Origin of the sequence: uncultured Dokdonia sp. (genome assembly GCF_947492535.1) — a bacterium.
GTDB lineage: Bacteria > Bacteroidota > Bacteroidia > Flavobacteriales > Flavobacteriaceae > Dokdonia.
Map to the genome: position 1 here is coordinate 434,534 of NZ_CANLNH010000001.1, position 12,605 is coordinate 447,138.

The 12,605-nt window shown below is 32.8% G+C and carries 5 protein-coding genes; all 5 read left to right on the forward strand.

The window, feature by feature from the left end; genetic code table 11:
- Position 1 precedes the first annotated feature (1 nt).
- Complete coding sequence (locus Q1A60_RS02025) at positions 2–3,217, forward strand: baseplate J/gp47 family protein (protein WP_299763453.1); 3,216 nt, start codon at positions 2–4, stop codon at positions 3,215–3,217.
- An 87-nt stretch (positions 3,218–3,304) separates the two neighbouring features.
- Positions 3,305–6,076, forward strand: a complete 2,772-nt coding sequence (locus Q1A60_RS02030; protein ID WP_299763455.1) for a hypothetical protein — start codon at positions 3,305–3,307, stop codon at positions 6,074–6,076.
- A gap of 22 nt (positions 6,077–6,098) precedes the next feature.
- On the forward strand, positions 6,099–9,371 hold the full coding sequence (locus Q1A60_RS02035; protein ID WP_299763457.1) for a PKD domain-containing protein: 3,273 nt from the start codon (positions 6,099–6,101) through the stop codon (positions 9,369–9,371).
- Between the two features lie 18 nt (positions 9,372–9,389).
- Positions 9,390–11,879, forward strand: a complete 2,490-nt coding sequence (locus Q1A60_RS02040; protein ID WP_299763460.1) for a hypothetical protein — start codon at positions 9,390–9,392, stop codon at positions 11,877–11,879.
- 73 nt (positions 11,880–11,952) lie between these two features.
- Complete coding sequence (locus Q1A60_RS02045; protein ID WP_299763462.1) at positions 11,953–12,360, forward strand: hypothetical protein; 408 nt, start codon at positions 11,953–11,955, stop codon at positions 12,358–12,360.
- Positions 12,361–12,605: the final 245 nt, after the last annotated feature.

Below are 12,605 nucleotides of genomic sequence, written 5' to 3' on the forward strand. Positions count from 1 at the left end.
CATGAAGAAACAAATAGATACATTTTCACACTATAGCGACGGTAAATCACAATCGCAACGCTTTTTAGAGACATTAGATCCTAAGAGTTTCAAACTTCATGATTTAAACATGGCAGATTGGTTGCTTTTTGCATACAATTTTGCAAAGCATGTGAACTACTTTGATAAAGAAAATGACACAACTCCTGAAGGAAACTGGCAAGACTTTTTTAATTATTTTGATATTGATCAAGACAGTATTCCTAGAAGGGAGACTATTGCGTATAAAAAATTAGAAAAGAATGTTTTAAAAACGCTTTCTGAATTTGAAAATGAAAGAACGCTTACACCACATTTAAGTCTTTTTGTATGTTTTATTAGATTATTAGAGTTTTCTCAAGAAAAATTTAATAATCTCACAAAGAGACATCTTGACTTCTACTATGGAGAAATATTAAAAATAGAAAAGAAAGAGGCGGTTGCAGATAAAGCGTATATCATTTTTGAACTTGCTAAAAAAGCAATACAAGAAAAAATACCAGCAGGTACCGCATTAGATGGAGATAAAGACACTCAAGGTAAAAAAAGAGTATACAAAACAGATGAAGAGTTTGTTGCAAATCAAGCGAAGGTTGTTGCTTTAAAAAGTTTTTTGAATGATGAAAATAAGCAAGAACTTAAACTTGCTAGAAGAGCAGATTCCTTAGATGGTTTAGAAAAAGAGTTGCCAGAAGAAAGTAATTTTTGGTGGCCATTTGGATACAACTCTGACGAGGCTAATTATGAAGAATTACCAGATGCCAACTTAGGGTTTTCTATAGCTTCATCATTATTAAATCTAAAAGAAGGAAAAAGAAAAGTTACTGTAAAAATAGATTATGAAACTTCTTCAAGAGGTGTATTAGATTTTACAGCAAATGACTTTAGAAATACTATTGAAATTCAGTGTAGTGGGGAAGAAGAATGGTTGTCTGATATTACATTAAAGAATGTTACTAATGCCAATAAATCATTAACGCTTTCATTTGAATTAGCAAAAGATTTTCCTGCAGTTGTAAACTACAACCCAGAAGTGTTATTAGAAAGCTTTGATACAGAATTTCCAATTGCTCGATTTTTAATTAAAGGAAATAAAGGGTATGAATTATACCAAGCATTATCAGCAAAGGCAGTTAAAAATATAACCGTTTCTGTAGATGTAGAGGGAATAACAACCGCTATGATCGAGAATGATAACGGAACATTAAATGCAGAAAAGCCCTATTTTCCATTTACAGGACAACCTACTAGAGGTTCTAATTTTTACATTAAACATCCAGAAATTTTTTCTAAAAATTGGAATAATGTAAATGTTAAAATAAACTGGAAGAATACTCCAAATTCTATAACAGATCATTATAAAGCTTATGTGTTTAATTCTGGAGATAACCTCTCACAACAGACTTTTAAAACAATAGCTCCAACAGCAAGATTAGAATCTAGTTCAGAAGTATCACCTTTATCACAAGCGTTTTCGTTAGCAACATCTCAAGCCACAGGATCAGTAGTAAATTCGGATGCTTATTTTAGAGCCAATGCTTTTCTATTAGATAGAAAAGAATGGAACTTGAAAAATGCAAATGTTGTATTATTCAATAAAACAACAGATGGCTACAATACTAATTTTACAATCACAAATACAACAAGTGATGTAGGTACTGCAGAAGCAATACGATTATCTCTGAATCAAACAGCATTACAAGATGTATATCCTCAACTATATACATTGGCATTATTAGACTCTAATACAAATACGACAGGAGATTCTGAAACATTAATTCCTAATGAGCCGTATATTCCTGAAGCGCAAGATATTGAGTTAAGTTATTCAGCGTCAGATGTGGCTTATTCATACTTGTCAAAAAGTATAAGTGAAGGACCTTCGAAAAGTAAAGAAATAACGGTGTTTTGTGAAGATGTCTTTGGGCAATATGCAAAAACATCAAATTCTAAACAGTTGGTACCTGTATATGGTCCAGGTGGAGAATTTTATGTAGGATTAGAAGCAATGCCTAATCAAAGAATATCATTGCTTATTCAAACATTAGAAGGAAGTGAAAACCCTCTAGTTGAAACTTTTGAAGATCGCGAAAAAATAACTTGGGAAGTACTCTCAGGGAATGCATGGAGAAATTTGTCAGAATATATTCTAGAAGACAATACCAATAATTTCTTACGATCAGGAATTGTAAAATTTGATATTCCTAGAGATGTAGATGTAAATAATACCCGTCTTCCTAAAGATCTTATTTGGATAAAGGCGAGTATGAAGAGAAGTTATGATGCCGTGTGTAGAGTGCAAGGAGTTTTTGCACAAGCAGCTTTAGTAACATTTGAAAATAATGAGAATGACGTATCTCATTTAGAAACAGGACTAGCCGCAGAAACTATTAGTAAACTTATTACTAGGATTCCTAAAATTAAATCTGTAACCCAAAATTACAACTCATTTGGAGGTGTATATGAAGAGTCAGATGAGCAATATTACAGAAGAATTAGTGAGCGTTTAAGACATAAAAATAGAGCTATTACTTCATGGGATTATGAACAACTTGTTTTAGAAAACTTCCCAGAAGTGTTTAAAGTGAAATGTTTAAATCATACTTCTGAAGACTCTTTTATGTCGCCTGGTAATGTAACACTAGTTGTTGTACCAGATACGAGAAATAAAAATGCTTTTGATATTTATCAACCTAGAGTGAGTAGAAATAGTTTGACGACCATAAAAGAGTATGTAAATAGTTTAAACACAGCACATGTAAATGCTTCAGTAATGAATCCTAATTATCAAGAGGTAGAGGTGTCTATAGCTGTAAAATTCTTTGAGCAATTTGATGAAGAATTTTACAAAAAGCAATTGGATGAAGACATTAAAAAATACATTTCTCCTTGGGCTTTTGAAGCAGATCGTTCTGTTGTTTTTGATGTGTCTTTAAACACAAATCTCATGTTAAACTACGTGGAGCATTTACACTATGTAGATTACATAGACAACATTGCTGTATATGTAGATGGGGTATTACAAAGTAGCGCTTCGATAACGGCAGATCCTAAATCTATTTTAGTATCAGCAAAACAACATCAAGTAGTTATTACTCAGAAAGTTTGTGCTAGTACCGATAGTTTTCAAAGGACAGGTGAAAATAGTGAGGCTATGAGTCCACCAGAAAATCCAAATCCACCAACTGTAGGTTTATAAGGCGTTTACGCTTTCGCGAAAGCAAAAAAAATATTAATTAAAAAGTACATGTCATCTTGGTTTTGTACTTAGAAAAAACATAAATAAATGTTAGAAAATCAGCATATCAGTATACCTAAAAAAGTTGAGACTCAAGATGATTTGGATTTTCAATTTTTGAGAAGAACAGGTATTAATTATATAGAGCAATTAGGAAGTAAACTTTGGACTGATTTTAATTCTCATGATTCAGGTATCACAATATTAGAAGTATTAAGTTATGCCATAACTGATCTAGGTATGAGAATGAATCTGGATACCGCAGATATCTTAGCATCAAATGAAGCAACAAAAGGTATACAAGATCAATTTATCAAAGCTTCAGAGATTTTACCTGCCAAACCTTTAACACAAATAGATTATAGAAAGTTAATCATAGATATTGGAGATGGCTCAATGGGTGAAAAGCTCGTGAAAAATTGCTGGATCATGCCTAGAGAGCAAACGCTATATGTAGACTGTAAAACGGGCGATATCGCTTTTGATAGTGCAGAATTACAGACAGATAAGTTGCAGATTTTTAATGTAAAAGGACTTTACGATATCTTAATTGATTATAATGATGAGATAGATGATTGTGGGAGGTCTACAGTGTTATCAGAAACATTAAATCGATTTCATGATAATAGGAACTTGTGTGAAGATCTAATAGAGATTAAAGAAGTGCCTACTCAAAATATTGCGGTATGTACAAGAATTGAAGTAGAAAATAATGCAGATGAAGAATGGGTACATGCAAATGTTTTAAAAGTAATCAATAACTATCTAGCACCAGATATTAATTTCTATTCTTTAAATCAATTATTAGAACAGGGATATGCTACAGATGAAATATTTGAAGGTCCTATTCTGGATAATGGATTTATAAAGACAGAAGAATTATTGAATAGTCAATTACGTAGAGAAGTACGGGTTTCTGATCTTATTAAAGAAATTATGTCTGTAGAGGGTGTAAAAGTCATTAATGAAATTTCTATTAATAATTGTGATGGAAAAGTAAATCTAGATGATTGGGTGATATGTGTAGATTATGGGAAGAAACCTGTATTATGCGATTTAAGCTCTTTTAGTTATAGTAAAGGAACATTGCCTTTAAATATTAATGATGCACAAGTAAAAGCTTTTCAGCAACAAATTAGAGAAGAGGAAGCACTTGCTAGAGAAAATGCAAGACTTAATAAAGAATTAGTAGTACCACAAGGAACTGTTTTAAATATAGAAAACCATACGACCATACTTAATGATTTTCCAGACACGTATGGTGTAGGAGAGTCAGGTATTATAGGGAAATCCTCACCAGAAAGAGAAGCATTAGCAAAACAACTAAAAGGATATCTATTATTCTTTGATAAAATGCTTGCTAGTTATTTTCAGCATTTAGGAAAAGTGAAAGAGTTGTTAAGTGTGAATGGTTCATTAAAGCGCACGTATTTTACACAAGCAATAAAAGGGGTAAAAGGATTTGACGAATTAGTAAATGATTATACAACTTCTGATGATGATCAACTTACAGATGATCTTTACAAGGCATTAGATAATAGTGTAGAAAGAAGAAATCAAATTTTAGATCATCTTATCGCAAGGTTTTCAGAGCAATTTAATGAATATACCTTTTTAATGAAGACGCTATATGGAAGTGCTTCAGATGAGATTATTGTAAATAATAAAGAAGCATTTTTAGGAGCCTATAAAGACATTAGTGCAGAGAGAGGTTTAGGGTATAATTATTATGCACAACCAGATTCAGAATTATGGGATACTTCAAATATTTCGGGTGTACAGAAAAGAATAGCACGATTATTAGGAATACAAAATTATGATCGTAGATATGTGTCAGATTCACCCGTAGTGATTAATAGTGCGACAAGTACAGATGGAGATACCACGTATACTTGGAAAGTGAAAAATGCAATTGGAAATATTGCACTCTCATCTGTAAATACAAAAGAACTAGAGTATGCTGCTTTACAAGAAATGTATGAAGCCGTTTTTCTTTCTATACAAATAGATACGGAAGATCTTGACATTGCTTTTGAACAAACGTTAGAAGATGGAGATTTTGTAGGAAACTTAAAAATATGTGTATCTGGTTCAGGTAGATATTATTTCAAAGTAGTTAAAAGAGAAGTCGTAGATGGTGTTTCTACAGAAGAAGTAATAGCCGTTCATAATCCTACTTATATCACGGAGGAAGAATTAAAAGATGTTATTAGAACATTGATTGCTTACTTCAAGTTTGAGTTTTCAGAAGAAGGAATCTTTTTAGTAGAACATTTACTTCTAAAACCAAGAACGGCCCTTGATTATGAGCTTTTAGGTATAGGATGTATGGATGTAGATAGCAGTTTTATTGTAGCATCTGATGTCAAAACTGATGTTGAACCGGGGAGTGAAGAATTTATGACTTCTTGTGAAGAAGAGTGTGAAAAAGATGCGTTTGATCCGTATTCATATAGAGTAAGTATTGTGTTGCCAGGATATACGTTTCGTTTTTCTAATCCTGATTTCAGAAAATATGCTGAGACATTAATTAGAGAAGAACTTCCAGCACATGTATTAGCTAAAATTTGTTGGGTAGGAGATAGACAAGACGGTACCGCTGCCGCAAATGATCTTTATGACTTTGAAAAAGTATACAGGAAATATCTAATAGATAAGTCAGGAGAAGATCTAGCGAGCTTAGCTGAAAGCACAAGAGGTCTTATAACAGCAATGAATAACTTAAATAATATATACCCTCCAGGAAGACTTCTAGATTGTGATCAAGATAGTAATGATGACTTGAATGGAAAAATAATCTTAGGGCAATCAAACATTTAAAAGCGTTTAAAAAAAATAAAAGATGAATACTAAATTAGATAATATAACAGCACAGTATAGAAAGTTCAATGAGAACCAGGCGCTTACAGAAGACCAGTTGAACGAATTTATAGACTATTTTGAAGATCAAGATCGCCTTTCTAGAACCCGACTTAGTGGTACAGGTATTGTTTGTGGATTTTCAACAACTCCATCATTTGGATTATCAGATCCTACCTTAAATGGATTAGGAATTAGTCAAGGGGCAGGAGTGACAACAGATGGAGACATTATTACTCTTAGAAACAATTTAAACGGTTCTAAAGAAGTGTCAATAGATTTTCCTGGGAAAGTATATACACATTACAGAGCGTATGGAGCTAATGATAAAATATTTAAATACTCTCATTTTACGGAAGTAACGACTATTCTTGAATTAAGAAGTTCAAATGATATTCAAGATGATGAAGTAGGTTTTGTAGCATTAGATGAAGCTACTTTAGCAGGGAAAGTAGTACTTCTGTATTTAGATAGTTATGTAAATGAAGCAGGGGCTTGTGATACTGTAGATTGCGATAGTCAAGGTGACGAGCAAGTGTCAGAATTAAAGGTATTATTAGTGAATACTTCTGAGGCTCAAAATATTATAGAAGGCAACACTCAAGATACTATTTATAATGTGCACAATGCTTTTGAAGTGCTTTACGATGCCTTACCAAATATAGAAGTTGCTAGAGCCTTTTTAACAGCAGATGTAACAACAAACGCAGGAGTAAGAACAAAGTTTGCAAGCGCGATTGAAAGAGATAATATTCTTACAAATTTACGAACAGGGTTTTTATCAATTAGTTCAGCATTTAATATTGACTTAGGTGGATTGTCATTAGAAGAGGAATTAAACACTAATAATGGGTTGCTAAGTACAACAGGTACGGATTTTCAGTATCGTTATGATGTATTAAAGGACTTAGTAGCAACATATAATGAAATTAAAGGGTTGCTTTTACATTTGAAAGCTGAATGTTCACCTAGTATTTATTCATTTCCTAAACATCTTATGTTAGGTCCAGTAGGAGCTTCTCTAGAATTAGGAGAGAATACTATATATCGTCATGATTTTTATAAATCTCCTATTCTTTCAGAAGAAGATGAGAATTATACAAGAGTAGTATTATTAGCAGAACGTTTTGTGCAAAAAGTTAGAAATTTCAGAAAGTTTATTGGGCCTGTAAGAATTACACCTTCTAAAAAAGATACTGATCTAGGAGAAAAAGCAGTTCCTTTCTATTACAATGTGACAGATGATTTATTAGAGACTTGGGATTATGAAAAATCAGAAAATGATAAAGAAGATCATAATTTAAGTTACCACAAAGGAAATTTAGCTGATGATGATTTTATTCAAAATCCTTTAAACTACACATTAGATGATAATAACTTCTTTAGAATAGAAGGTCATTTAGGACAATCGTATAAGATTGCGTATGAAAATATCAATGCGATTAAGACAAAATACGGATTGCCATTTGATATTAAGACATTAATGTTGCGTAGAAAATCGGCAGATGTAATTAGTAGTGGTCCTATTCTTGGATTACCTACAAGAGAGATACCAACGACAAGAATTTCAGCAGAGCCTACAGAAACCTTAGGTGATATACAAAAAGTCAGTGCAGATGTAGTAAATAATGAAGACCTTTTAAGGAGAGCAGAATCATTTCCTGAATTATCTCTAGATTCTGAAGCGACAAAAATTTCGGTTGCAGATTTAAGACAACAATTATTAGAAGTGTCAGAAGCTTTTGTAAGTAACGCAGAAGTAGATCAGCAAGAGACATTACAAACGATTGCTAATCTAGATTATCAACTGAATTTATTAAATGAAGTTGAGGCTTTGACAAAACCACCATTAACACAAGACGGAGGTGTTACCGTAGTAACACAAGATCCTAAAGAAGATGAAATAGAAAGTGAGTTGTTGAGTGATTTTATGGAAAGACACTCAGGGTTAGAGCACTTTGCTGGAGTAGAGCCAGGAGGAACATTTATTCTTCTACATGAATCGGAAGATAGTCCGCAAGTGATTGCTGATTTCTCATTACCATATTTATGTTGTGATAAAAAAGATCCTGTATTCTTAGTATTACCAGCAACACAACTTTGTGAAAATGATGCACCTATTCCAATGACAGTAATCCCACTAGATGGAGAGATTAAAGCATTTGCCAATGGTGTAGCAATTTCAGGTATTGTAGCTCAAGGAGGACAAAGTGTATTCAATCCAAGCTTAGTGCCAGCAGCAAATCATGGAAGTCAAATTACATTTACGGTGAACGATGATCCAGTAGAAACAGTATTAACAGTAGTGCCTCAGTCACAAATAACTGTTGTAGCTGATAATATAGTATACGATGATAATGCAGAAAGTGCAGAAGTAGATTTTGTAGTAACAGGTCATAATTCAAGTTATACCTATGAGTGGAACTTTGGTGATGGTAGTCCATTAGTTGCAACTCAACCAGTAAAAGGTATTGTAAAGCATGTATACAACTTAGTAGTAGGACAAGAGGATATTTATAATCCAACTCTTACGATTACTAATGCAAATGGGTGTAGTACAATGGTAAGTATAGAACCTTTATCACTTAAACTTGTAATTAATAGAAATACACAAATACGTATTTATTTTGATTCATCAGGATCTATGAATTCTTCTCTAGCTCCTTTAACAACGATGAAAGACGGAATACTTAAGAATACATTATTGCCATTATATGATAATGATGTAGCAGCATATGAAGATAAGGTTAGAATACGTAATTATTCAAATGAGAGAACATTTAATGTACTTAATTTAGAAGGAGAAGTTGCTCCAGAAGGTAATGTGATTGTATTAGTATTCCAAGATGAGGCTAGTCCTGTTTATCATTCAAGTTCTATTACACCAAGAAGAGGTCAATTTGATACAGATATAGCAACATTTAAGAGTAGATTATCGAATAATTTTGGAACAGGAAATCCAAACTATTATAGAGGTATTGTATTCCAAGTAGATGGGAATGGAACATTTAAAACTTTAATGCAAGCCGTAGAAACGGGTAATCAATCTGAATATGCATCAGTTAGTAATAATTTAATTACAGAAGTAGCAGATGGTCAAGTACAATTCCAATATGATATTGAAGATGGAGATACAGCTCAGGACTACTTTAATATTATTAAAGCAGCGTTAGAGTCATTTGGATACGAAATACCTAATGCTACGTCACGAACTACTTTACCAGAAAGTCCGGCATCGCCTACTTCAACGCTATAATTGCTAAAAAAATAAAAGATGATGAATAATCGATTAACTAATATAACAACAGAATATAGAAAGTTCAGCAAAGGACAATATGTGGAGCATACGCAATTTAATGAGTTTTTAGATTATTTTGAAGATCAAGATCGCCTCTCTAAAACCTTATTACGAGGAGTAGGTATTGCCTGTGGATTTAAACACCAGCTCAAGTATTCTAATGCTAGAACCACTAATGGTATTAGAATTGTAAATGGAATAGAGATATCTCAAGGAGTTGGTGTTACTACAGATGGCGATTTTATTACACTTAGCAATACTTCACAAGTAAGTGATGAGTTAGGGGTAAGTGATCTAAAAACAATAGATTTAAAAGGTATATGTTATTCATACTTTAAACCTTATGACAATTCAAAAGCAAATTATCCTCCTTTTTATGATGATAATGGGGATCAGATTAGACTTTGGGAATTATCAGAAACTAATAAGGGAAGTGATGATTATATGCCTATTAATGAGACTAGTGATTCTATTTTAAATGCACTATATCTACTCATTTATGTAGAGTCATATGAGAAGGAAGTGCGCCCTTGTAGAGGAGTAGATTGTGATAATCATGGATTACAACAGGTACAAAATGTAAAAGTACTGTTTACCAATTTAAAAGGAATTACCAATATCGTTAATAAAGGGGATACACTATATCCTCATCCATTAAATACTTCTATTCCAGAACTGAGGTTAAAACGAGCTCTTGTAGATGCTGACATAGACAGTATTGATGATTTTAAAAAAGTGTACAGCGATATTGTCTTAGATACTACGTTGCTAAATGAAGTGTCTACAGGAATATCAAGGATCACATCACATTTCAGAATTGAAAATAGATTTGATGAGTTAGATGTAATATCAAAACTAACTAATGTGATAGCGCTTGGTAATGATGGGACTACAGGGTTTCAATATGCATATGACTTTATGAAAGATTTGGTAGAAACATATAATGAAATAAAAGCATTATTGCCAAAATCATTCACAAGTTGTTTTCCAGATATGAATGCATTTCCTAAACACATAATGATTGGGAAAATTGTAGATAATACACCTAATAATTATAAGCATACATTTTATAATTCTCCAGTATTGGATGATGAAGAGATTGAAGCTAAAGTAAAAATATTGATTGAAAGGTTTAACGAATTAGTCGATAAGTTTACGTTGCCAGAAGTCGTTAATAAGATGGCTCCAGATATTAATATTACACCGTCTAGAAAATCAATAGAATTAGGAAATAAAGCAATTCCATTTTACTATAGTATAGATGAAGAATTTTTAAAAAGATGGAGTTTTGATAAATCAAGACACAGAATAGCTAATAGGAATTTGACATACAATAATTTAAATCCTTTGTTGTCAAATGATCCAAATGTAATAGCTGCTGTCGCATTTAACTTAGAAAAATATACTTTTTACAGAATAGAAGGCCATCAATCGCAACCTTATACCTTAGTAAAAGAAGTACTTGATTTTAAAAAAGAAGCCTCTCAATTATCTTTTGATGTGATGTCACTTTCATTAGAAGAGTTGAATAACAACAAAGATCTTTCTAAAGCATATTATAAAGAGTATGTAGCAGAACATCCAGGTATAGAGCACATGGCTGGAGTAGAGCCAGGAGGAACATTTGTAATAGTATATGAATCAGAAGCAAATCCAACAGTAATTGCAGATTTCTCTCTTCCATACTTATGTTGTGGACCAAAAGTAGATGTAAGTTTGAGTCTTCCTGTAGATGAGATTTGTAGTGGAAGTAAAGCCATTCCTTTTACAGTATCTCCATTAGATGGGGTTGTTGCAATAGCTGATCCTATCAAAGGAAACGGAGGCGTTGTGAAAAAAGGAGAACAGTATTTCTTTGATCCAACACTTGTAAGTTCATTATTTTATGATACTGATATTGCATTTACGGTAAACGGAAAATCTACAGGAACTACGATAAGAGTGGTATCACAACCTAATGTGTTAATCACTGTAGAAGATATAACACTTTCTGAAAATGATACAGATGTGTTTGTGAAATACAAGATAGAAGGTACAAATATCACTAATTATCAGTATGAATTTGATTTCTTAGGTAATGGAAACTATACCTCAGTAATACCTCTTAATGGAATCGTTGAATATACATTTATCAATTACAGGAATAGAAAGAGTTTAGAGGCACCCGTGACTAACGTAATAGTAAGTGGAAATGGTTGTTCTGATAGTATAGATGTACCGGTAGATACAAGAGCTGTACCTCTTATAACAAATATCCTGTTTCCAGATGGAGCATGTTGTGAAGAGAGTGTAACTCCAAAAGTTAGTGCTGTTAATTTCCCAACAAATTGTTGTGAAGAAAATATAATTCCAAAGGTTAGTGCTGTTAACTTCTCAACAAATTGTTGCGAAGAACAAGGAGTAACACCAAGAGTAGCGGCAGTAGTTTTCCCAGATCCCGCTTGTTGCGAGACGTTAATATCTTAAATAATAGAGTAGTCATAAACATCACAAGTACAATAAATAGAATAAGTATAATAGAATAAATAAATTTTAAATTATGTGTAGTATAAATTTCGCAGTAGTGCCAGAGAGTACTGTTGACCCTATTACTAAAATTAATGGGAGATATAGATTATCTGGACAAGTAAACTGGATTGATTTTCCAGTAACGATATCAAATCCACAAACTCCAAATATTCCTTTAATAGGTACCTATGATATGGGTATTCAAATTGTAACAGCAGGAGGCACTAGTGAATGGTTCGATACGATAGCAGCATTTACTGTCGCTAGGATATGCCCTAGAGACTCTGGTGAAGGTGGAGATGGTGGTCCTATTGATATTGGTGACGTTCCTATTGGTGATGATCCTATTGGTGACGGCGGTGGCCCTATTGGAGGCGGTGGCGGTGGCGATGTTGTCGAAATCACAGATGCAAGTGATGAACAAGTAGATGCTCGATAAAGTTGTTAATAACAAATAGTAGTAAAGCCTAAGAAACACATCTTTATACTTTGAACTATTGTTTTTAGAGAAAGGAGTTATAAAAGATTGTTTCAACGTATGGTGTGTTTTCTAGGTTAAATTCTTTACTTAATAAGTAAATACCCCTCAAGATGTATCTTGAGGGGTATTTATATACGCTAACGTATGATTATAATACGGTGTGCATAAGTGTAAGTAGGGATGCTTGCCTTATGTAATTTTGT

Coding starts and splice junctions, on each gene's coding strand:
- Q1A60_RS02035 (WP_299763457.1), top strand. CDS start 6,099: ATGAATACTAAATTAGATAATATAACAGCACAGTATAGAAAGTTCAAT.
- Q1A60_RS02030 (WP_299763455.1), top strand. CDS start 3,305: ATGTTAGAAAATCAGCATATCAGTATACCTAAAAAAGTTGAGACTCAA.
- Q1A60_RS02025 (WP_299763453.1), top strand. CDS start 2: ATGAAGAAACAAATAGATACATTTTCACACTATAGCGACGGTAAATCA.
- Q1A60_RS02045 (WP_299763462.1), top strand. CDS start 11,953: ATGTGTAGTATAAATTTCGCAGTAGTGCCAGAGAGTACTGTTGACCCT.
- Q1A60_RS02040 (WP_299763460.1), top strand. CDS start 9,390: ATGATGAATAATCGATTAACTAATATAACAACAGAATATAGAAAGTTC.